This window comes from Inhella inkyongensis, from assembly GCF_005952805.1.
GTDB classification, from domain to species: domain Bacteria; phylum Pseudomonadota; class Gammaproteobacteria; order Burkholderiales; family Burkholderiaceae_C; genus Inhella; species Inhella inkyongensis.
The window spans coordinates 1,715,020-1,736,340 of record NZ_CP040709.1 but is presented as its reverse complement, the minus strand read 5'-3'; the positions used below and the strand labels follow the sequence as shown (position 1 = coordinate 1,736,340).

Here is a 21,321-nt window from a genome sequence, read left to right as displayed (position 1 = left end):
ATGGATCACCCTCAGTAGCGCAACATCAGCGCCAAACGAACCGGCTGCTGGCCGCGATTGATCCAGACCCAGCAGTGCGGGTAGGCCTGCTCCGCCTTGAACTTGCCCTGCAGGGCCTTGACGCGCTGGCGCCGCTCAGACACCAGACTGCGATGCCCCAGCCGGTGCAGGATGCTGAAGGCCAGCACCCCGTCGGCATGGAAAGTCCAATCCACCGGCTCGGCCGGCGTCACGGGTCCGCAGACCTCCAGCCGACCGCCGGCCGGCAAGGTCCGCTCCATCTCGAAGCGGCGTTGCTCGCCCCATTGCAGAGGCACAGTGGTGGCCCGCACCGCTGGGGTCAGCAAGCAGGCCAGCAGGCCCGCCCAGGCAAAGCGACTCACCATCAAGCTCTCCAAAAATGAAAAAGGGCGGCCCACAGGCCGCCCTTGCACACAAGACCAGGCGCGATCAGAACTTGTAGGTCATGCCCAGCATATAGCTGCGGCCCCACTTGATGAACTCCAGCGGCTTGTCCTTCTGGCCAGCGAAGTAGGTGCGATAGGACGCATCGTTCAAGTTGTTGACCTGGAGCAGCAAGCCCAGACCCTTGAACATGCCCTCGCCGAAGTTGTAGCCAATCTGAGCGTCCAGGATGTCCTCGCCCACCACATAGCGCAGCGTGCGGTTGCCATTGAAGTTGCCGATCTCACCGATGAAATCGGAGCGCTTGCGCTGGCTCACACGCAGCTCGAAGCCGGCGTTCTCATAGTAGGCCGTCAGGTTGTAAACCCGCTTGGACAGACCCGGCAGCTCGATATTGCCGTTGCCCACGCTGGAGCCACTCTCGGGATCCTTGATCTCGATGCCACTGCTGTTGAAGCTGGCACTTGCCACCACACCGAAGCCCTTGAGTGCGGGCGTCACCAACTCCAAGGGCATCGAAGCCGACAACTCGAAGCCCGACAGACGGCCGCCTTCACCATTGGCGGGCGCCGAATAGTTGCCCGTGGTGGCGATGGTGCTGCCCGGAATCTGCGGGACGCCGACAACGAACTTCGAGAAGTCGTAATTCGGGTTGATCTGCTTGTAGATGTAGCTCTTCAGATCCTTGTAGAAGTAGGCCGCCGCCACATAGGCCTTGGTGCCGAAGTACTTCTCATAGGACAGGTCAAAGGCATTGGCACGCCAGGGGTCGAGCTGAGTATTGCCGCCGTCGCCGCCCACGGTGCGCACACCCTGGGCGTTGGGGTTGTCGGCCACGCCGAACTCGATGGCCGAACGCAGTTGGTCGACACGCGGACGTGCCACTTGACGGGCCAGACCCAGACGCAGGGTCTGGTCATTGCCCAGGCCAAAAGCCAAGTTCAAGCTGGGCAGGAAGTCGGTGACCGTCTTGCTGTCGGTGACCGGCTGCGGGTTACCGCCGTTGGTCAGGCGAATCGCATCGGATGATTGCTTGGTGCGCTGCAGTTGGACGCCCGCGTTGCCACGCACATCTAGGCCGCCCAAGTTGCCGTCGATGTTGCCGCGCAGATAGAGCGTGGTGGTGGCCTCATCCACTGCCCAGGACTTGGCGATCTTGTAGGCCGCATCGGTGCTGCTGGGGTTGAACACCATGTAGCGGGCCACGGCCCCCGGCACGTTCCAGGACGGAATCTGACCCAGGCCGGCAAAGCCCAGGTTGACCAAGCCGTACTGGTACTCCGAGCCTATCGCCGTGTCGCCCTGAGCGCCCACATTGATGTTGCCCTCGGGCTGCTTCTTGACCTTGGAGCGGTCCACATAGGACAGACCGAACTCCAGCTCACTGATCAAGCCCAGACCCGGGGTGGGCAACTCGCCGTTGAGCCGGAAGCCCGTGAGCTCGTCTTCGACCTGCGGCACCTTGCCGTAGCCCGAACCATAGATGGTGCCGCGCAAGAACAGATTGGCCGGATTGGAGTAATCACCGCCCAGCGCAATGCGCGAGAAGTCGTTGTTGCGGAACTGGATCGTCACGTTGTCCAGTGAAGGCGCCGGCACGCGCTGGGTGTTGTTCTCCAGGCTGAGCTCATCCCGGTTGGCTTTCGAGTAACTCAGGTCGGCCGTCACCGTGGCGTCGCCCACCTGAACCTTGTTGTTCCAGCCAAAGGCCGAGATCTTGTCCTCGCGGCGGTTGTACATGCCGCGCACCAAGGGGTAGACGTTGGAGAGCGAGAAGCTTTGCAGCGTGTTGTTGGCGACGCTCACGTTGGTGAACGCACAGTTCGGCGTGCAGGGGTAGCTGCCGTTGTAGCCGCCGATGTGGATCTCCAACTGATTGGCCGTGTCCTCTTGCTTGGCCTTGGTGTGGAACAGATCCACCACGCTGGTCCACTCCCGCGACGGACGGTATTCCAACGTGGCCATCACCCCATCCCGCTCGCTGTACCCGGTGCGGCGCAGGGCCTTGAGGCCGGCCGTCGTCATGGTGTTGGCGGGCAATCCCACGGTGACACGGTCTTCACGAATTTCCCAGGGCTCGTAGATGCCGACTTGGTTTTCCTGGACCGGCGTCTCAAGGTGCGCGTAGCCGATGGCAAAGCCCAGCTTGCGGTCTGCGGTCTGGTCGATGTAGCTCACGCTGAAGCGGTTGCCGTCGGCATCCGCGTTGGCGGCGGCGCCCAGCGCATTGCGCTGCAGGCGAGCATTCAGGGCCACCGAGCGACCTTTGAAATTCAGCGGACGCACCGTTTGCATGTCCAAGGTGCCGGACAGGCCCTGACCCACCAGTGCGGCATCCGGGGTCTTGTAGACCACCACACCGCTGAGCAGTTCCGAGGGGTACTGGTCGAACTCCACGCTGCGGTTGTCGCCCGTGCTCACCAGTTCCCGGCCGTTGAGCAGGGTGGTTGCGAAATCGGGCGAGAGACCCCGCACACTGATGACCTGAGCCCGGCCACCAATGCGCTGCGCCGACAGACCCGGCAAGCGGGCGATGGACTCGCCGATGCTGTGATCCGGCAGCTTGCCAATGTCCTCGGCCGAGATCGATTCGACGATGTTGTCCTTGGTCTTCTTGACCGAGATCGCGTCCTCGATGCCCTTGCGGATGCCGGTGACCACCACGGTGTCGAGCTGCTGGGCCTGTGCCTGTTGGGCCTGGGCGCCCTGAGCCGCCAGAGCCAACAGGCAACCCGCCGTGATGGCGCTGATCTTGAATGACTGGCGCTCGCCGTTCGAACTCTTCATGCCTCGCACTCCTCGCTGGAAAAAACGCGCACCGCTCAAGCCCACCTTGAGTTCGCGCATGGAAATCGGAAGGGATGCATAAATTCTGTACTAAAACTAGATTCACGACCAAGCACTGAATGCAGCACCGACTCGGTACTCACCCGAGGTTTTCTGAGGTTTTAGCCACATGCATAGGGTAATCACCGGCAAAAATCGCGCCGACACCGACGGCGATGGTCCATGTCGAGTAGTGAAACTACATTCAGCACAAGGAAACCAGGACGATCTGGACCTGGCCTGCGTCGCCGCATGGCCCGGTGCGAAAACCGGCACCCCGCGCTGAAGTGAAGGGGGCGTCACGCCACACGGAGGCTGCGGTAAGCCCTGACAGGGCAAACCAGCGCTGTCCAACCCAACCCAAACATGCTGCGGCGCCCCGCTCCTGGGGCGCGTGTTTTCCCACCCCAACCCAACCCCAACTCCGGCATGGCCTGGCACGAAGCCTGCTGATGTGCGCCGTGGCGGCAGCAATGGCCCCCGACCTCACACAACCGGAGAACCCCATGAAATCCCTGCTTCATCCCGTGGCGCTGGCCAGCGCCTTCCTGTGCCTGAGCGCCGGCGCTCAGGCGCAAGAGATCGTGCGCATCGGCCATGTCGGCCCCACCAGCGGCACCGCGGCCCATCTGGGCAAAGACAACGAACTGGGCGCCCGCATGGCCATCGACGAGCTAAATGCCAAGGGCGTGCAGATCGGCGGCAAGGCGGTCAAGTTCGTGCTGGTGGCCGAAGACGACGCCAGCGACCCCAAGCAAGGCACGGCGGCGGCGCAAAAACTGGTGGACAGCAAAGTCCAAGGCGTAATCGGCCACCTGAACTCAGGCACCTCGATCCCGGCCGCCAAGGTCTATAGCGACGCCGGCATTCCGCAGATCAGCCCCTCGGCCACCAACCCGAAGTTCACGCGCCAGGGCTTCAAGACCACCTTCCGCGTGGTGGCTGACGATGTGCATCTGGGCGGCACCCTGGGCCGCTATGCGGTGCAACAACTCAAGGGCAAGGCCGTCGCCGTCATCGACGACCGCACCGCCTATGGCCAGGGTGTGGCCGATGAGTTCGAGAAGGGCGTCAAGGCCAGCGGTGGGAAGGTGGTTGGGCGCGAATTCACCAATGACAAGGCGACCGACTTCAGCGCCATCCTGACGTCGTTGAAGGCCAAGAAGCCCGATGTGGTGTTCTTCGGCGGCATGGATGCCGTGGCCGGCCCGCTGCTGCGCCAGATGAAGGGATTGGGCATTCAGGCCAAGCTGATTGGCGGCGACGGCATCTGCTCGGCCCAATTGCCCAAGCTGGCCGCCGGCGCCATGGGCGATGGCGAGGTCTATTGCGCCGAGGCCGGCGGCGTCGAGGGCGAGGCCAAGAGCGCGATGGTCGACTTTGGCAAGCGCTTCGCGGCCAAGTTCAATGCCGAGGTGCAGGTCTACGCACCGTATGTGTATGACGCGGTGAACGTGATGGTCGCCGCCATGGTCAAAGCCGGCAGCAGCGACCCGGCGAAATACCTGCCCGTGCTGGCCAAGACCGAGGGCTTCAAGGGTGTGACCGGCACCATCAGCTTCGATGCCAAGGGCGACATCAAGAACGGTGCCCTGACCCTCTACACCTACACCGGCGGCAAGCGCGATGCGCTGACCGTGGTGCGCTGACCGCAGATCCCAAGCTCGGCGCCTCGGCCCTCGCAGAGAATCACCCCGGCCCCGGCCGGGGTCGCTCTGCCCACCCCATGACACCTCGTTCATTGCCCGCGCTTTGGCTCGCCTTGCTGCTGCTCCCCTTGGCCTGTCTGGCGCAGGAGAGCCCCTCGCCGACCCTGGCCAAGCTGCGCCAGTCCGGCGTCATCACGCTGGGCTATCGCAGCGCCTCCCTGCCCTTCTCCTATCTGGACGCACAACTGCAGCCCATCGGCTTCACGATGGACATCTGCCACCAGGTGGTCAAGGCCCTGCGGCGCCAGCCCGGCTTGGCAGACCTGGAGGTGCGGCTGCTGCCGGTCAGCAGCGGCACCCGCCTGCCGCTTGTGGCCAACCGCAGCGTGGACATTGAGTGCGGCATCACCACCAACACCGCCGAGCGACAAAAGAACGTGGGGTTCTCGCTCACTTATTTCGTCGCCGAAAGCCGACTGCTCTCCAAGCGCAGCCGCCCCATCGCGCAGATTGAAGCGCTGCGCGGACAAGCCGTGGCCTCCACGCTGGGCACCACCAGCATCCAGCTGCTGCAAGAGCTCAACCGCAGCCAAGGCCTGAATCTGCGCATCCTGGCCGGCCTGGACGATGTGGACAGCGTGCGCCTGCTCGATTCCGACCAAGCCCTGGCATTTGCCATGGACGATGTGCTGCTGCGCGGCCTGCTGGCCACCAAGCCCAATGCCACCGACTACCTGGTGTCCGAGCAACCGCTCTCGGTCGAGCCCTATGGCCTGCCCCTGCCACCGGGCGACCCGCAGTTCAAGAAACTGGTGGACCAGGCCCTGCGTGAGCTTTTTGCCAGCGGCGAGTTCGCCCAGCTCTACAAGCGCTGGTTCCAAAGCCCCGTGCCGCCCCAGGGCGTGAACCTGAACCTGAGCATGCCCAAGGCCCTGGCCCGCGCGGTCAAGGAACCCACCGACAGCCCGGACCCAGCTCGCTACCGCTGAAAGTGGCGGGGGCTTCCGCATCAGCCTCCGCTGCGAAAGCGCTCCAGCTGAATGCCATGGCGGTGCAGCTTGTCGTAGAGCGTCTTCTTCGGAACGCTCAGGGATTCGATGACGCGCTGCACATTGCCGCCCTGACGCATCAGGGCCTGCTCGATCAGGGCCTTCTCCACCAGCTCCACTTGCTGGGCCAGCGTCAGCGCGGCGTCGGCGCCGGGGATCACCAGATCGCTGCCGCCCTCCAGCACATAGCGGTCGGCGGCGTTGCGGATCTCGCGCACATTGCCGGGCCAGTCATGGCCCATCAGTTCGCGCAACTTGGCCGGGTGCAACTCGGGCAAGGGGCAGGCATAGCGCTCGGCGGCCTGGGCGCAAAAGTGCTGGAACAGCAGTGGAATGTCCTCGCGGCGCTGACGCAGGGGGGGCAATTCCAGCACCGCCACGTTCAGGCGGTAATAGAGATCGGCGCGGAACTTGCCCTCGTCGCTCAGGGCCAGCAAATCGGATTTGGTGGCCGCCACCACGCGCACATCGAGCTTTACTTCCTCGTTCGAGCCCAGGCGCTCCAGTTTGCGTTCCTGCAGCACACGCAGCAGCTTGATCTGCAGCGCGATCGGCATGGTCTCAATCTCGTCCAGCAGCAGGGTGCCGCCATTGGCGTGCTCCAGCTTGCCGATGCGGCGCTTGGCCGCCGAGGTGAAGGCGCCGCTCTCGTGGCCCAGCAGCTCGCTCTCGAACAGGGTCTCCGGCAGGCCGCCGCAGTTGATGGCGACGAAGTGGCGGTCGCGCCGCGGGCTGTGATCGTGCAGGCAGCGCGCCACCAGCTCCTTGCCGGTGCCGGTCTCGCCCAGGATCATCACATCGGCATTGGTGCCGGCCAGGCGCAGGATGCGCGCCCTCACCTGCTCCATGCCGGGGCTGCGGCCCAGCAGGGCGGCCTCGATGCCGCTCTTGGCCTGCAGCTGCTCGCGCAACTCGTCCACCTTGGCGCGCAGCAGCCGCTTTTCGATCGCGCGCTGCACCGTGTCCACAAAGCGCTCGGGAGTGAAGGGCTTTTCGATGAAGTCATAGGCGCCGATGCGCATGGCCCGCACCGCCATGGCCACATCCCCATGGCCGGTGACCAGCACGACCGGAAGGCTGGGGTCCAACAGCTGCAGGCGCTCCAGCAGGGCCAGACCATCCATGCCGGGCAAGCGCACATCGCTCACCGCCACCACCGGCCTCCCGGGCACAAAGCCAGCCAGCAGACTCTCAGCCGACTCAAAGGCGCGCACGTTCAGGCCGGCCAGCTCCAAGGTCTGCACCAGGCTCTCGCGCACCTGGGGGTCATCTTCGACATAGAGCACCTCAAAACCTTCAAACATCGCGGTCATTCCTCGCTGGCTGCGGCCACATCAAAACGGAACTCGCATCCCTCGCCCGCCGCCAAGGGCGCGAGCTGCAAATTGCCGCCAAACTCGCGCACGATCTGCGCCGAAATCACCAAGCCCAGACCCAGGCCCTGCCCGGCGGGTTTGGTGGTGAAAAAGGGTTCAAACAAATTCGCCTGCGCCTCGGCACTCAAGCCCGGGCCCCAGTCGCGCACCGCCACCCAAATGCGCGGGCCGTCACGCCAGGCGCGCAACTGCAGGCGGCGCTCCGTGCCACCCTGCAGGGCATCGATGGCATTGCCCATCAAGTTCACCAGCACCTGCTCCAGGCGGGTGCCATCGCAGCGCAGACTCAAGGACTCGGGCAGGTCCAGCGCCAAGTCCACCTCGGCCTCGCGCAGCCGGTGCTCCAGCAGGAACTGCGCATTGGCCACCGCATGCGCCAGGCTCACCGTCTCCAGCGCACCGTCAGCCCGGCGCGCAAAGCTCTTGAGCTGGCTGGTGATGCGCGCCATGCGCTCCACAGCCGCTTCGATCTTGCCCAAATTGCGCCGCACCTCGTCGACACGGCCGGCCGTGAGCAGGCGCTGTGCATTGCCCGAAAGCGCTCGCAAGGCCGTCAGCGGCTGATTGACCTCGTGGGCGATGCCAGTGGAAAGCTGCCCGAGCACCGCCATCTTGCCGGCCTGCACCAACTCATCCTCCGCACGCACGCGTTGCTCGAACTCACGCTTGAGTTCGGCATTGGCGGCGCGCAGCTCGGCCGTACGCTCCCAGACTTGCTGCTCCAACTCATCGCGCGCGCGCTGTAGCTCATTGCGGGCGCGCAGCAGCTGCGCCACCGCCCGGCGCCGATACAGGTAGTAAGTGGCCAGCAAGCCCACCAGGCCGCCCAGGGCTGCGCCGCCCCAGGCCGCCCGGCGCGCCTCGCGCCAGACTTCTGAGGGGTCGGAGAGCGTCATCAGTTTCAGGCCCAGCGCACGAATCGGGCGCTCCTGCGCCAGCCAGGGCTGCTCGGCCTGCTCGGCCCCAGGTGGCAGCAGGCGCAGCAACTGCGCACCACGCAAGGCACCGGCGCGCTCGGCCCAGCGCAGAGCCTGCAGGGCTTGAGGCGGATAGTGCAGGGTTTGATCCACCGGCAGTCGCGCCCAGTTCTGGGTGTCCAGCCCTTCCACCAAGCGCGCGTACTTCCAGGCCGGCACCGAGCTCAGGATCAGTACCTCATGAGAATCCAAGACCAGCAGCTTCTCGCTGCGTGAGCGCACGCCCAAGTCGACCCAGGTGGCCTCCAGCGGGGCCAGATTGATGCGCACCAGCACCTGACCCAGGGTCTGGCCACCGCGGCGCACGGGCGCGCTGTGAAAGTAATCGGTCGTGCCACTGCCGTCGGCGGCGGCGAAGAAGGCCGGCTGCCCTTCGCGCAAGGCCGCCGCGATGCGCTCCAGACGCTCGCGCGCCAGCACCTCCAGCGGCAGGGCCGCGCTGCTCGTCACCCAACGGCCCTGCGCGTCAAAAAGCAAGATGCCCAGCGAACCGGCCCGCGCATCCAACTGCGCCAAACGGCGCTGCACCGCCTGCAGCCGCGCCGCACTGACTTGTGGCGCCAGCGCTGCGGCCGCGTCGTCACTCAGCGCCACCAGCTGTGGCAGGTGGGCCAGGCGCGCCAGCTCGCCCTCCAGGGTGCCGGCGTAGAGCTCCAGGCGCTCCACGGCCAACTCGGCCAGCCGGTCCATGCCATCGCGCTCGCTCCAGCGCCAGCTCAGGCTGAAGCCAAGGCCCGCCAGCGCCAGGGTGGCAGCGCTGGCCAGGGCCACGACGTTGGCCAGGAGCAATCGGGAAAAGGGTCGCACAAATTTACGGGTTTCTACGCAGGCGAGATTTCACACCTTCCAAGGGGGTGCAGTGTGGCCGGCCACACCGCTTCCGACAACTGCGGCCCGACTCTCCCAGAGCGGCGGCGCCGCAAGACCGGGTTTTGAACATGGCACGCAATCTGCAATGACTAAGCACATCCCATACCCGCGGCCCTTCAACCGGCTGACATTCGCATGGAAGTCTTTGTTCAACAACTCATCAATGGCCTGGTGCTGGGGGCGATGTACGCCCTGGTGGCGCTGGGCTACACGATGGTGTACGGCATCATCAACCTGATCAATTTCGCGCACGGCGAGATCTTGATGATCGGGGCCCTGGTCAGCTGGACCGTGATCGGTGCGCTCGCCGGCTCGGGCCTGCCGGGCTGGGCCTTGATGCTCGTGGCGCTCTTGTGCGCCATCGTCGTGTGTTCGGTGGTCAATTTCTCCATCGAAAAGATCGCCTACCGGCCGCTGCGCAACGCGCCGCGCCTGGCGCCCCTGATCACGGCCATGGGCATGAGCCTGCTGCTGCAGACCCTGGCCATGGTGATCTGGAAGCCCAATCCCAAGCCCTTCCCGCTGCTCCTGCCCACCGAGCCCTTTGATCTGGGCGGGCCGGTGATCTCGGTCACCCAAGTGCTGATCCTGGGCACGACGGCGGTGCTCTTGGCCGCGCTGATGTGGCTGGTCAACAAGACCAAGCTGGGCCGCGCCATGCGCGCCACCGCCGAGAACCCCAAGGTGGCGGCGCTGATGGGCGTCAAGCCCGACTTCGTGATCTCGGCCACCTTCGTGATCGGGGCCACGCTTGCGGCCGTGGCCGGCCTGATGTGGGCGGCCAATTACGGCGTGGCGCAGCACAGCATGGGCTTCATGCCGGGCCTCAAAGCATTCACGGCCGCGGTGCTGGGGGGCATTGGCAACCTGGCCGGCGCGGTGGTGGGCGGGCTCTTGCTGGGGCTCATTGAGGCCATCGGCGCGGGCTATCTGGGCGACCTGACCGGCGGCGTGCTGGGCAGCCACTACGCCGACATCTTTGCCTTTGTGGCGCTGATCCTGGTGCTCACGCTGCGGCCCTCGGGTCTGCTCGGCGAGCGCGTGGCGGACAGAGCATGACCCACCCCCGAAGCGGCTGCGCCGCCTCCCCCTCAAGGGGGCGACGCCAGTGGCCTGGCAAAGCCAGTTCCACGGCGTCCCCCAATGGGAGTCGAGACCCTTCAGCCATTCGTTCACTCACTGAGGCAACTCAATGAACAAGAAACTCATCACCTTCCTGGGCTGCGCCGTGCTGCTCTTGGGCCTGCCGCTCTTTGCGCAGCAGTTCGGCAACGGGCCGGTGCGCATCCTGGACACCGCCTTGCTCTACGTGCTGCTGGCCTTGGGGCTGAACATCGTGGTGGGCTATGCCGGTCTGCTGGACCTGGGCTATGTGGCCTTCTATGCGGTGGGCGCCTACATGTTTGCGCTCTTGGCCAGTCCGCACTTGCTGGAGAACTTCCCGGCCATCGCGGCGGCCTTCCCCAATGGCCTGCACATGCCGCTGTGGGTCGTGATCCCGCTGGGCGCGGGGCTGGCGGCGATGTTTGGTGTGCTCCTGGGCGCACCGACCTTGAAGCTGCGCGGCGACTACCTGGCCATCGTGACCCTGGGCTTTGGAGAAATCATCCGCGTGTTCATGAACAACCTGGAGCACCCGGTCAACCTCACCAACGGCCCGCGCGGCATCGGCCAGATCGACTCGATCTCGGTGTTCGGCGCCTCGCTGTCGAAAAAGACCGAGCTCTTTGGCATTGAGCTGCCCGGCGTGACCCTGCACTACTACCTCTTCCTCGTGCTGGTGGTGGTCTCGGTGCTGATCTGCTGGCGGCTGGAGAACTCGCGCATCGGCCGCGCCTGGATGGCCATCCGCGAGGACGAGATCGCCGCCAAGGCCATGGGCATCAACACCCGCAATTTGAAGCTCTTGGCCTTCGGCATGGGCGCCACCTTTGGCGGCGTGGCCGGGGCCATGTTTGCCGGCTTCCAGGGCTTTGTGAGCCCGGAGTCCTTCAGCCTGCAGGAGTCGGTGCTCATCGTGGCCATGGTGGTGCTGGGCGGCATGGGGCACTTGCCCGGCGTCATCCTGGGCGCGCTGCTGCTCGCGGCCCTGCCCGAGGTGCTGCGCTATGTGGCCGGTGACATTCAAAGCCTGACCGATGGGCGCATCGACGCCGCCATCCTGCGCCAGATGCTCGTGGCCCTGGCCATGATCGTCATCATGCTGATGCGCCCGCGCGGCCTGTGGCCCGCCCCCGAGCATGGCAAACCTGCACCCAAGCCCCAAGCCTGAGGCCGCACAACATGAGTCAAGACATCGTTCTCAAAGTCCAGGGCGCCAGCAAACGCTTCGGCGGCGTGCAGGCCCTCTCGGAGGTGGGCATCACCATCGAGCGCGGCCAGGTCTACGGCCTGATTGGCCCCAATGGCGCGGGCAAGACCACCTTCTTCAACGTCATCACGGGCCTGTATGTGCCCGATGGCGGCCACTTCGAGCTCGGCGGCAGTGCCTACAAGCCCGCGGCCGTGCACCTGGTGGCCAAGGCCGGCATTGCACGCACCTTCCAAAACATCCGCCTCTTCCCCGAAATGACCGCCGCCGAGAACGTCATGGTGGGGCGCCACGTGCGCACGCACTCGGGCCTCTTGGGCGCCATCCTGCGCACGCCCGCCTTCAAGGCCGAAGAAAAGGCCATCGAGGCGCGCGCCCGCGAGTTGCTGGACTACGTGGGCATTGGCAAGTACGCCGACTTCCGCGCCCGCACCTTGAGCTACGGCGACCAACGCCGGCTGGAGATCGCCCGCGCCCTGGCCACCGACCCGCAGCTGATCGCGCTGGACGAACCCGCTGCCGGCATGAACGCCACCGAGAAGGTGGTGCTGCGCGAGCTCATCGACCGCATCCGCAAGGACGGCCGCACGATTCTCTTGATCGAGCACGACGTCAAGCTCGTGATGGGCCTGTGCGACCGCGTCACCGTGCTGGACTACGGCAAACAGATCGCCGAAGGCACCCCGGCCGAGGTGCAAAGCAACGCAAAAGTCATCGAGGCCTACCTCGGCGCAGGACATTGACCCACCCCCGAAGCGGCTGCGCCGCCTCCCCCTCAAGGGGGCGCCGCCAGTGGCCCGGCCAAGCCGGTTCCACGGCGGCCGCTTGATAGGTCGAGCACCTCCGCGGCCGGAGCCGAAATGAAAGGATCGAAATGAAAGACATCTTGCTGCAAGTCGAGAACCTCAAGGTCGCCTACGGCGGCATCCAGGCCGTCAAGGGCGTGGGCTTTGAGGTGCGCGAGGGCGAACTGGTCAGCCTGATTGGCGCCAACGGCGCGGGCAAGAGCACCACGCTCAAGGCCGTCACCGGGCTGCAACCCGTGGCCGATGGCGACATCAAATACCTGGGCCGCAGCATCCGTGGCCAAGGCGCCTGGGACCTGGCCAAACAAGGCCTGGTGATGGTGCCCGAAGGGCGCGGCACCTTCACCCGCATGACCATCGTCGAGAACCTGCAGATGGGCGCCTACACGAGGAGCGACAAGGCGGGCATCGAGTCCGACATGGAGCGCGTGTTCACCTTCTTCCCGCGTCTCAAAGAGCGCCGGGATCAACTGGCCGGCACCATGAGCGGGGGCGAGCAGCAGATGCTGGCCATGGGTCGCGCGCTGATGGCGCGGCCCAAGCTCTTGCTGCTGGACGAGCCCAGCATGGGCCTGTCGCCCATCATGGTGGACAAGATCTTCGAGGTCGTGAACGAGATCCACGGCCAAGGAGTGACGGTCCTGCTGGTGGAACAAAACGCCAGCCGCGCGCTGCAGATCGCCAGCCGCGGCTATGTGATGGAGAGCGGCCTGGTCACCATGACCGGCCCCGGCAAGGAGCTGCTGGCCGACCCCAAGGTGCGCGCGGCGTACTTGGGCGAGTAGTTGGGCAAATGAAAGATCAAGACAGCATGGAACGAACCCCCACCACCACCTTCCCCCAGCGCCGCCACTGGCTGATCGGTGCCGGCCTCCTGGGCCTGAGCGGCGCGGGCGCCTTCGCGCTATGGCCACAAAAGCCCGTCAGCGTGCGAATCGGCGTCGGCCAGCCCCTGAGCGGTCCGCTTGCGGCACTGGGCAAGGACATGCTGCAGGGCGCTCAGCTCGCGGCGGAACACATCAACCGCGACGGCGGGGTGCGCATCGGCACACAGCGCCTGCCGATTGAAATTTTGAGCGCCGACGACCGCGCCGAACCCCAGGCCGGCGTGGCCGCCGCCCAGTCCCTGGTAGGTCAACAGGTGCTGGCGGCCATCGCCCATCTGAACTCGGGCGTCAGCATGGCCGCCGCCCCCGTCTATGCCCAGGCCGGCGTGGTGCAACTGGCCATCTCCACCAAGCCCGAGTACACCCAGCTGGGTTTGCCCACCACCCTGCGCCTGGTGGCCAATGACGACATGCAGGCCCTGGCCCTGGCGCAGTTTGCGCGCCAAAAGCTGGGGGCCAAGCGGATTGCCACCTTGCATGACGGCACCCCTTACGGCAAGGGTCTGATCGAGGCCGTGTCGCGCTCGCTGATCCGCTCAGGCAGCGGGCCGGTGGCCCAGCAGGTGGTGGACGACAAAGGCACCGAGTTTGGTGCTGCGGTGCGCGAACTCGCTCAAGCCAAGCCCGACCTGCTGATCACCACCGTGGCCGACTTTCAGGTCGAGGCGCTGCTGCCCCAGCTCAATGCCGCCGGGTTGCCTGAATTGCCCGTGTTGGGCAGCGACACGCTCAAGACCCCGCGCCTGGGCAAGGCCGAGGTGGGCAGCCGCGCGCTCTACGCCAGCACGCCCATCGTCAGCGCGCAGGAATTTCTGGGCGGCAAGGACTTCCTGCTGCAGTTTCGCGAGCGCTTTGGGGGCGAGCCCTATTACGCTGCGCACTACGCCTTCGATGCCATCCACTTGGTGGCCGAGGCCCTGAGTCGCAATGGCAGCTTGGACCGAACCAAGCTGCTCGAGCGGCTGAAGACCTTTGAAGGGCATGCGCCCGTGACCAGCCTGATGCGCATGGGCGAGGACGGCGAACAGCGCAGCGGCGCCGTTGGCATCTACACCCTGAGCAAGGGCCAGTGGGAGCTGAGCGTGCGTTCGGGCAACTGGTAAACAGCCCGGGTCATGCCCGCTGAGAGAGCGCCTGCGCGGCCCCATCCAGGGCGGCCAGGCTGTCGCTGATCAGCACGGTGGGGATGGCGGCCAAGTAGTCGCGATAGCGGCCCTTGGCCTCGAAACGCTCACGGAAGGCGGACTGCACAAAGCGCTCACCCAGGCGCGGCAACAGACCGCCACCCAAGAACACCCCGCCACGCGCGCCCAGGGTCAGCGCCACCGAGCCCGCAAAGCCCCCCAGCAGGGCGCAAAAATGATTCAGGGTCCGGCTGGCCAGCGCGTCATCGTCGGCCAGCGCGCGCTCCAGCAACCAGCGGGCATCCACATCAGCCACCGCCCGCGCCCCTTGCAGTTCGGCCACGCAGGCATAGAGCAAGGGCAGGCCCAGACCCGACAACAGGCGTTCGGCGGACACATGCGGATGCTGGCGCCGCGCCAGAGCCAGCAGAGCCGACTCCTCGTCATTGAAGGGCGCCAAGGTGGCATGCCCACCCTCACCCGCCAGCGCGCGCCAGCCGCCCGGCTGCGGCAGCAGGGCCGCCACGCCCAAACCCGTCCCAGGACCGACCACCGCCAGCGGCTGCTGCCAATCCACGGCCTGCTGCCCCAGCGCCCGCTGCTGCTGCGGGCGCAGGCGTGGCAACGACAGGGCCAGGGCCTCGAAATCGTTCAGCAGAAGCAGGCGCTGCAGACCCAGCTCGGCTTGCAGGGCCTGGCGTGAAAACGACCAGGCGCTGTTGGTGAAACGCACCGCGTCTCCCCCCAGGGGGGTGGCCAAGGCCAGGGCGGCGCTGGCCGGGCGCGCGGGTTCACCTGGGCGTTGCAAGCGCAAACCCTCCAGATAGGCCTGGGCGGCAGCCTGCAGGCTGGGAAATTCCGACACCGCCAGGGTGCGCACATGTTGCGGCGCCTGGCCGGCAGCCTCCACCCAGGCAAAGCGCGCATGGCTGCCGCCCACGTCGGCCAGCAGCCAGGGCAGGGGAGCAGCAGGATTCAGGCTTGCGGGCATGGGCAGGCGGTTCTCACAGTCAACAAGTCAGAACGGTAGCAAAACTACATTCACTCCACAATGCCATTCCGCCAGGATCCTGAAATTTCCATGAATTTCAATGGAAAACCCCGATCAATAGTGGTCGATTACCGGCAGGCCCACCGATTCAACGCATGTAGTTTGGCTACACCGACCCGGTTCTTACCCGCGCCTGAAACGATCGCCCGCGCTTTGATAATCGGCGCTGTAACTTTTCTACGAGCTGCATGAGCTTCGACAGCCCCCGCCTGCTGGCCGACATCGGCGGCACCTATGCCCGCTTTGCGCTGGAGACCCAGCCTGGCGTCTTTGAACAGGCCGTCTCGCTGCGCTGCGCCGACCACGCCGACTTCCACGCCGCCGTGCGCGCCTACATGGAGCGCCTGCCCCAGGCCAGCGGGCTGGAACATGCGGCAGTGGCGATTGCCAACCCCGTGGACGGCGACCGCGTGCGGATGACGAACTACCACTGGCAGTTCTCCATCGAGGAGATGCGCCAGCGCCTCGGCTTGGACACCCTGGTGGTGGTGAACGACTTCACCGCCCTGGCGATGGCCCTGCCCCGGCTGCAGCGCGAGGACAAATTGCAGGTGGGTGCGGGCCAGGCCCAATCCAATAGCGTGGTGGGCCTGCTGGGTTCGGGCTCGGGCCTGGGTGTTTCCGGGCTGATCCCCTCCGGCGACGGCTGGATCGCGCTGGGCACCGAAGGCGGTCACACCAGCTTCAGCCCGCGCGACGAGCGCGAGATTGCCATCCTGCGCCACGCCTGGCGCGAATTTGCCCATGTGTCTTTCGAGCGCCTGTGCTCGGGGCCTGGCATGGCCTTGATCCATCGCGCGCTGGCCGAGCTGCACGGCGTGAATGGCCAGGGTTTGCAGGCCCCGGAGATCACCCAGGCCGCACTGGAACAAGGCGACGCCCTGGCGCTGGAAACCCTGGAAGTGTTTTGCGCGCTGCTGGGCACGGCAGCGGGCAATTTGGCGGTGACGCTGGGCGCTCAAGGCGGCATCTATGTGGGCGGCGGCATCGTGCCGCGCCTGGGCGAGTACTTCGCGCGTTCGCCGTTTCGGCGCCGCTTCGAAGAGCGTGGCCGGTTCAGCGACTATGTGGCCGCCATCCCGACCTTTGTCATCACGGCCGAGCAGGCCACCTTTAAAGGCGCTTCCGCCATCCTTGAGGCGCAACTCAAGAAGCTGCACGGCGGCAGCGACAACATCCTGGCGCAAATCCGCCGCGCGCGCGCCCAACTCACCCCGGCCGAGCAGCGCGTGGCCGAGGTGGTGCTGGCGCGGCCCCGCGCCCTGCTCTCCGACCCCATCGTCGAAATCGCCAAGGCAGCGGCCGTCAGTCAACCCACCGTGATCCGCTTCTGCCGCTCGCTGGGCTGCGAGGGCCTGAGCGACTTCAAGCTGCGCCTGGCCTCGGGCCTGACCGGCACGGTGCCGGTCAGTCACACCAAGGTGACCGAAGACGACAGCATGGTCGAGCTTGGCGCCAAAGTCTTGGGCAACACCGCCTCCGCCATCCTGCAGGTGCGCAACCAGCTGAACCGCGACGCCATCGCCCGCGCCACCGAATTGCTGCTGCAGGCCCGCCGCATCGAGTGCTTTGCCAGCGGCCACTACAGCGTGGTGGCGCAGGACGCGCAGTTCAAATTCCTGCGCTTTGGCGTACCCGCCAGCTGCCACACCGAGCCCCGCCTGCAGCATCTGGCCGCACGCGTGCTGGGCCCGGGGGATGTGGCCCTCATCATCAGCGCCGCCGGCCGCCTGCCCGAACTGCTGGACGTGGCCGATCAGGCCCGCAGTCGAGGCGCCCAGGTGATCGCCATCACCGCCAACCATTCGCCCTTGGTGCGCAAGGCCGATGTGGCCCTGCTGCTGGACCCCGTGGAGGACCCAAGCACGCACTTGCCCATGGTCGGCCGCATCCTGCACCTGCTGGTGATCGACATCCTGGCCGTGGGCCTGGCGATGCGCCGCGGCAGCGCCCCCGAGGTGATCGCCGCGCTGGAGGAGTCCGATGGGCAAGCCCTGCGCAGTGCGCGCTCCACGGCGCCAGGCATCAGCCTGGCCGCGCCGCTGGCTTCGCTGACCTCGCACAGCCGCTGATGGCCCGCGCCGGGATGCGGACTTGGGCCAGGGCGAGCAGGGCCTGGGTGGCCTGGGCCCTGGGGGTCTGGTCTCTGACGGGGCCAATTGCTGGTGCAACATCGTCATCAGCAGCACCAGCGCCGGCACCAGCAGCATCCCCGGCTTCGGAGGCGCCGGCGCCTCTCAAGGTCTGCGCCAATCACTCGATTGGTGCGCCCGAGGGCGATGCCTCGCCCTATGTCTTGATGCGCAGCGTGCAACGCCTGCTGCCGGATCTGCGCCTGGAGTACACCGCCCTGCCCTGGTCGCGCTGCCTGCAATTGGCCGCCGAGGGGCAGTACGACGCCGTGCTTTCAGCCAGCCACACCCCGGAGCGCGCCCGCAGCCTGGTCTACCCCGGTGGCGCCGAAGCAGATCCTCAGCAGCGCATGTTCATGGTGGGCTACGCCCTGCTGCGCCGCAAGGGCAGCGCGGCCTCCTGGGATGGTCAGCGCTTTCTTGGCACCGGCCCGCAAGCCGGTCAATCGCTGGGCGCCGAACGCGGCTACTCCATCGTGCAGTTCGCGCGTGAGCATGGCGCTCATGTGGAGGATCGCTACCCGCAGGTCAGCAGCCTGCTCGACAGCTTGAAGCTGGGCCGTCTGGCCGGGGTCCTGATCAACCAGGAATATGCCGCCCAACTGCTCTCAGAAACCGCCTGGGCACAGGGCTTTGAACTGGGCGGCCCGCAGCTGGCGGCCAAGGCCTATTACCTGCCCTTCTCGCGGGCCTTTGCACAGCGCGAGCCCGATCGTGTCCGAGCCATCTGGGCGGCCATCGCCAAGGCGCGCCAGCAACCCGAGTTCGTGCGCCAGTTTTCGCTCACCATGAGCGCTGGCCTGCGCCGCGACATCAAGCCTTGAGCACAGCCACCAGGCCCTGCGCCTGAGCCGCGCCCACGCGCTGGGTCGCCAGCGGCAGCAAGGCCTGCATCAAGGCACGATAGAGCCCCTCGTCCGGCCCCGCCAGCGCCTGCAGGTGGGCGGACAGCACCGCGACCTCGGCCCGGGCCATCGGGCCTGACAAGGCGCCCGCGAGTCCGCGAGCCCGAGCCGCACGCAGCGTGCCTTCAGCCAGCGGCGCCAGGGCGGCCCAGGCCTGATCGGGCGTGCAACCCAGCGCCTGTGCGGCCTGACGGCTGGCCAGATCCAGGGGCGCAAGCAAGGCGCTGGCCGCCGCATTGGCTGCCGCGTGATAGCGCGCGCGCTGCCCAGCCTGCAGATGCAGCGGCTGCGCGCCCAGGGCCAGCACCAGGGCTTCGAGCTCGAGGCGCGCATCCGGCCCGGCCTCGATGCCGATGCGAATGCCCATAAAGGCCTGCGCGGCTTCCGCTGCCGTGGGCAAAGGATTGGCCATCAGCTGCAAAGGATGAAAGCCCGCCACCTGGGCCCCCGCCGCCTGCGCGGCCGCCAGCGCATCAAGCTCGGTGGCCCCGCTGCAATGCAGCACCAGTTGGTCGGCACGCCAAGGGATGCTCGCGCACAGGGGCGCGATGTCTGCATCGCGCACGCACAAGAACACCCAATCGGCTGCCTGGGCGGCTGCGGCCGGGCTGAGCACAGCCAACCCCAGAGCCTGAGCCAGCGGGCCGGCGCGCTCCGCACTGCGGGCGCCCAAAGCCACCGCAGGCCGCCGCACGCCGATCAGGGCCTGGCCCAGATGCGCGGCCGTGCGCCCAGCACCGATCAGGGCGATGCGGGGGAGCGTCATCAGAACGCTGCGATACCGGTTTGGGCGCGGCCCAGGATCAGCGCATGAATGTCATGCGTGCCCTCATAGGTGTTCACCACTTCCAGATTGACCAAATGGCGGGCGATGCCGAACTCGTCGCTGATGCCATTGCCGCCCAGCATGTCGCGCGCCATGCGGGCGATGTCCAGGGCCTTGCCGCAGCTGTTGCGCTTCATGATGGAGGTGATCTCGACGGCAGCCGTGCCCTCGTCCTTCATCCGACCCAGGCGCAGGCAGCCTTGTAGGCCCAGGGTGATCTCAGTCTGCATATCGGCCAGCTTTTTCTGGATCAGCTGATTGGCCGCCAGGGGCTTACCGAACTGCTTGCGGTCCAACGTGTACTGGCGTGCGGTGTGCCAGCAGGCCTCGGCCGCGCCCAACGCACCCCAGGCAATGCCGTAACGCGCGCTGTTCAGGCAGGTGAACGGGCCCTTCAGGCCGCGCACCTCGGGGAAGGCGTTCTCTTCCGGGCAGAACACCGCGTCCATCACGATCTCGCCGGTGATGCTGGCGCGCAGGCCCACCTTGCCGTGGATGGCCGGCGCGGAGAGGCCCTTCCAGCCCTTCTCCAGCACGAAACCGCGGATCTGGCCACCGTCATCCTTGGCCCAAACCACGAACACATCGGCGATGGGCGAATTCGTGATCCACATCTTGGAACCGGTCAACTCATAGCCACCGTCCACCTTGCGCGCCCGGGTGACCATGGAGCCGGGGTCCGAGCCATGGTTGGGTTCGGTCAGACCGAAGCAGCCGATCCATTCGCCGGTGGCCAGCTTGGGCAGGTACTTCTGCTTGGTGGCTTCGTTGCCGAACTCATTGATCGGCACCATCACCAGCGAAGACTGCACGCTCATCATCGAGCGGTAGCCTGAATCCACGCGCTCCACCTCGCGCGCGACCAGCCCATAGCACACATAGTTCAGGCCGGCACCGCCGTACTGGGTCGGGATGGTTGGGCCGAGCAGGCCCAGTTCACCCATCTCACGAAAGATGGCGGCATCGGTGCGCTCGTGGCGGAAGGCCTCCAGCACACGCGGCATCAGGCGTTCCTGGCAATAGGCCGCCGCGGCATCGCGCACCATGCGCTCGTCGTCCGTCAGCTGCTGGTCCAGCAACAGGGGGTCGTCCCAGTGAAAGCTTGCTTTGGTGGCCATGGTGTTCTCCGTATGAGGGCTGCGCGAATCGGGCGCGCGAAAAGCCGGCAGTATGGCGGCGTCACCAATTCGTGTCCAATTCAGCAAACCACTGCGACGATTCGCAAAACATATGAACAACCCGGACCGGGCGCTCGAGTTCCGCCACCTGCGCTGCTTTGTGGCACTGGCCGATGAACTGCACTTCGGCCGCGCCGCCGAACGGTTGGGCATGACCCAGCCGCCGCTCTCCGTGGCGATTCAGCAATTGGAAGCCCGCGTGGGCGCCCGCCTGTTTGAGCGCGACAGCAAGGGCGTGCGGCTGAGCCCGGCCGGGCTGGCCTTCCGGCAGAGCGCCCTGACGCTGCTGGAAGGAGCCGAGCAGGCCTGCGCCCGCGCCCGCGAGGTGCAGGCCGGGGAGATCGGCCGGCTGCGCCTGGGCTTCGTCGGGTCGGCCCTGCAGCAGGGCCTGGCCACCTGGCTACAGGCCTTCGCGGCGAGCCACCCCCGTGTGGAAGTGGTGGTGGTGGAACTCAATTCGCAGGACCAGATTGAAGCCCTCCTGCGCGAAGAGTTGGATCTGGCCCTGCTGCACACCGACCGCCTGCCGCCTGGCCTGGACTGCCAGCCGCTCTACGCCGAACCCTTCCTGGCCTGTCTGCCCGCCAGCCACCCCCAGGCACGCAAGAAGGAGGTGCCCTTGGCCTCCCTTGCTGACCAGCCCTTCATCCTGTTCTCGCGCAAGGGCTCACCGGACTATCACGCCCGCATCGTCGAGATTTGCCGCCAGCATGGCTTCTACCCCCGACTGCAGCACGAAGGGCGACACTGGCTGTCGGTGGTCTCGCTGGTGGCTCAGGGCCTGGGGGTTTCCATCGTGCCAGCCGCCTTTCAGCGCGCCGGCATCCAAGGTGCGGTGTTCAAACCCCTGGCCGAGACCCTGGAGCCCTCGGCCGTCTTCGCGGCCTGGCGGCGTGAGGGAGACGCGGTGCTGAGAGAACAATTCCTGGCGGCGCGGCCGCATCGATGA

17 protein-coding genes are annotated in these 21,321 nt (G+C 66.4%); 10 read left to right on the top strand and 7 right to left on the bottom strand.

Features of this window, described 5'->3' with window-relative positions; all coding sequences use genetic code 11:
- Nucleotides 1-11: 11 nt before the first annotated feature.
- A complete protein-coding gene (locus tag FF090_RS08430) occupies nt 12-386 on the bottom strand; it encodes a hypothetical protein (protein ID WP_138856300.1) in 375 nt (124 codons plus the stop codon).
- Between the two features lie 64 nt (nt 387-450).
- Entirely contained in the window at nt 451-3,192 is a 2,742-nt protein-coding gene (locus FF090_RS08425) for a TonB-dependent receptor (RefSeq protein ID WP_138856299.1), read from the bottom strand.
- A 545-nt stretch (nt 3,193-3,737) separates the two neighbouring features.
- Here FF090_RS08425 and FF090_RS08420 point away from each other — a divergent pair.
- Entirely contained in the window at nt 3,738-4,880 is a 1,143-nt protein-coding gene (locus tag FF090_RS08420) for a branched-chain amino acid ABC transporter substrate-binding protein (RefSeq protein WP_138856298.1), read from the top strand.
- A gap of 77 nt (nt 4,881-4,957) precedes the next feature.
- Nucleotides 4,958-5,869 (top strand): amino acid ABC transporter substrate-binding protein, encoded by a 912-nt coding sequence (locus tag FF090_RS08415; RefSeq protein ID WP_138856297.1) that lies wholly within the window; start codon nt 4,958-4,960, stop codon nt 5,867-5,869.
- Nucleotides 5,870-5,889: 20 nt separating this feature from the next.
- On the opposite strand, the gene FF090_RS08410 is transcribed toward FF090_RS08415, so the two are convergent.
- Nucleotides 5,890-7,233: a sigma-54-dependent transcriptional regulator gene (locus FF090_RS08410; protein ID WP_138856296.1), complete on the bottom strand. Its 1,344-nt coding sequence runs from the start codon at nt 7,231-7,233 to the stop codon at nt 5,890-5,892.
- 5 nt (nt 7,234-7,238) lie between these two features.
- Complete coding sequence (locus FF090_RS08405; RefSeq protein ID WP_138856295.1) at nt 7,239-9,089, bottom strand: sensor histidine kinase; 1,851 nt, start codon at nt 9,087-9,089, stop codon at nt 7,239-7,241.
- Between the two features lie 198 nt (nt 9,090-9,287).
- Between FF090_RS08405 and FF090_RS08400 the strand changes: the two genes are divergently transcribed.
- The 5 genes from FF090_RS08400 (at nt 9,288) to FF090_RS08380 (ending at nt 14,259) form a co-directional block, all read left to right on the top strand.
- Nucleotides 9,288-10,211: a branched-chain amino acid ABC transporter permease gene (locus FF090_RS08400; protein ID WP_138856294.1), complete on the top strand. Its 924-nt coding sequence runs from the start codon at nt 9,288-9,290 to the stop codon at nt 10,209-10,211.
- 133 nt (nt 10,212-10,344) lie between these two features.
- A complete protein-coding gene (locus FF090_RS08395; protein ID WP_138856293.1) occupies nt 10,345-11,424 on the top strand; it encodes a branched-chain amino acid ABC transporter permease in 1,080 nt (359 codons plus the stop codon).
- 11 nt (nt 11,425-11,435) lie between these two features.
- Nucleotides 11,436-12,206 carry an ABC transporter ATP-binding protein gene (locus FF090_RS08390; protein WP_138856292.1) on the top strand — a complete coding sequence of 257 codons (771 nt, stop codon included), beginning with the start codon at nt 11,436-11,438 and terminating at the stop codon, nt 12,204-12,206.
- A 131-nt stretch (nt 12,207-12,337) separates the two neighbouring features.
- Entirely contained in the window at nt 12,338-13,054 is a 717-nt protein-coding gene (locus FF090_RS08385; RefSeq protein ID WP_138856291.1) for an ABC transporter ATP-binding protein, read from the top strand.
- A 26-nt stretch (nt 13,055-13,080) separates the two neighbouring features.
- Nucleotides 13,081-14,259 carry a branched-chain amino acid ABC transporter substrate-binding protein gene (locus tag FF090_RS08380; RefSeq protein ID WP_175423582.1) on the top strand — a complete coding sequence of 393 codons (1,179 nt, stop codon included), beginning with the start codon at nt 13,081-13,083 and terminating at the stop codon, nt 14,257-14,259.
- A gap of 10 nt (nt 14,260-14,269) precedes the next feature.
- Here the strand turns inward: FF090_RS08380 and glk are convergent, their stop codons facing one another.
- Nucleotides 14,270-15,271, bottom strand: coding sequence for a glucokinase (gene glk, locus FF090_RS08375; protein WP_138856289.1), 1,002 nt, complete (start codon nt 15,269-15,271; stop codon nt 14,270-14,272).
- A 248-nt stretch (nt 15,272-15,519) separates the two neighbouring features.
- Between glk and FF090_RS08370 the strand changes: the two genes are divergently transcribed.
- Nucleotides 15,520-17,403 (top strand): glucokinase, encoded by a 1,884-nt coding sequence (locus tag FF090_RS08370; RefSeq protein ID WP_138856288.1) that lies wholly within the window; start codon nt 15,520-15,522, stop codon nt 17,401-17,403.
- A gap of 227 nt (nt 17,404-17,630) precedes the next feature.
- On the top strand, nt 17,631-18,287 hold the full coding sequence (locus tag FF090_RS08365) for a substrate-binding periplasmic protein (RefSeq protein ID WP_175423581.1): 657 nt from the start codon (nt 17,631-17,633) through the stop codon (nt 18,285-18,287).
- Here the strand turns inward: FF090_RS08365 and FF090_RS08360 are convergent.
- Together FF090_RS08360 and FF090_RS08355 are read right to left on the bottom strand one after the other, a co-directional pair.
- On the bottom strand, nt 18,277-19,134 hold the full coding sequence (locus FF090_RS08360; protein WP_138856286.1) for a DUF2520 domain-containing protein: 858 nt from the start codon (nt 19,132-19,134) through the stop codon (nt 18,277-18,279). The genes FF090_RS08365 and FF090_RS08360 overlap by 11 nt on opposite strands.
- The gene (locus tag FF090_RS08355) at nt 19,134-20,312 is read right to left on the bottom strand and encodes an acyl-CoA dehydrogenase (RefSeq protein ID WP_138856285.1); all 1,179 of its coding nucleotides are present in this window, start codon (nt 20,310-20,312) and stop codon (nt 19,134-19,136) included. The genes FF090_RS08360 and FF090_RS08355 overlap by 1 nt, the downstream gene beginning before the upstream one ends.
- A gap of 112 nt (nt 20,313-20,424) precedes the next feature.
- Between FF090_RS08355 and FF090_RS08350 the strand changes: the two genes are divergently transcribed.
- Nucleotides 20,425-21,321, top strand: coding sequence for a LysR family transcriptional regulator (locus FF090_RS08350; protein ID WP_138856284.1), 897 nt, complete (start codon nt 20,425-20,427; stop codon nt 21,319-21,321).

Coding starts and splice junctions, on each gene's coding strand:
- FF090_RS08430 (WP_138856300.1), bottom strand. CDS start 386: ATGGTGAGTCGCTTTGCCTGGGCGGGCCTGCTGGCCTGCTTGCTGACC.
- FF090_RS08425 (WP_138856299.1), bottom strand. CDS start 3,192: ATGAAGAGTTCGAACGGCGAGCGCCAGTCATTCAAGATCAGCGCCATC.
- FF090_RS08420 (WP_138856298.1), top strand. CDS start 3,738: ATGAAATCCCTGCTTCATCCCGTGGCGCTGGCCAGCGCCTTCCTGTGC.
- FF090_RS08415 (WP_138856297.1), top strand. CDS start 4,958: ATGACACCTCGTTCATTGCCCGCGCTTTGGCTCGCCTTGCTGCTGCTC.
- FF090_RS08410 (WP_138856296.1), bottom strand. CDS start 7,233: ATGTTTGAAGGTTTTGAGGTGCTCTATGTCGAAGATGACCCCCAGGTG.
- FF090_RS08400 (WP_138856294.1), top strand. CDS start 9,288: ATGGAAGTCTTTGTTCAACAACTCATCAATGGCCTGGTGCTGGGGGCG.
- FF090_RS08395 (WP_138856293.1), top strand. CDS start 10,345: ATGAACAAGAAACTCATCACCTTCCTGGGCTGCGCCGTGCTGCTCTTG.
- FF090_RS08390 (WP_138856292.1), top strand. CDS start 11,436: ATGAGTCAAGACATCGTTCTCAAAGTCCAGGGCGCCAGCAAACGCTTC.
- FF090_RS08385 (WP_138856291.1), top strand. CDS start 12,338: ATGAAAGACATCTTGCTGCAAGTCGAGAACCTCAAGGTCGCCTACGGC.
- FF090_RS08380 (WP_175423582.1), top strand. CDS start 13,081: ATGGAACGAACCCCCACCACCACCTTCCCCCAGCGCCGCCACTGGCTG.
- glk (WP_138856289.1), bottom strand. CDS start 15,271: ATGCCCGCAAGCCTGAATCCTGCTGCTCCCCTGCCCTGGCTGCTGGCC.
- FF090_RS08370 (WP_138856288.1), top strand. CDS start 15,520: ATGAGCTTCGACAGCCCCCGCCTGCTGGCCGACATCGGCGGCACCTAT.
- FF090_RS08365 (WP_175423581.1), top strand. CDS start 17,631: ATGCGCAGCGTGCAACGCCTGCTGCCGGATCTGCGCCTGGAGTACACC.
- FF090_RS08360 (WP_138856286.1), bottom strand. CDS start 19,134: ATGACGCTCCCCCGCATCGCCCTGATCGGTGCTGGGCGCACGGCCGCG.
- FF090_RS08355 (WP_138856285.1), bottom strand. CDS start 20,312: ATGGCCACCAAAGCAAGCTTTCACTGGGACGACCCCCTGTTGCTGGAC.
- FF090_RS08350 (WP_138856284.1), top strand. CDS start 20,425: ATGAACAACCCGGACCGGGCGCTCGAGTTCCGCCACCTGCGCTGCTTT.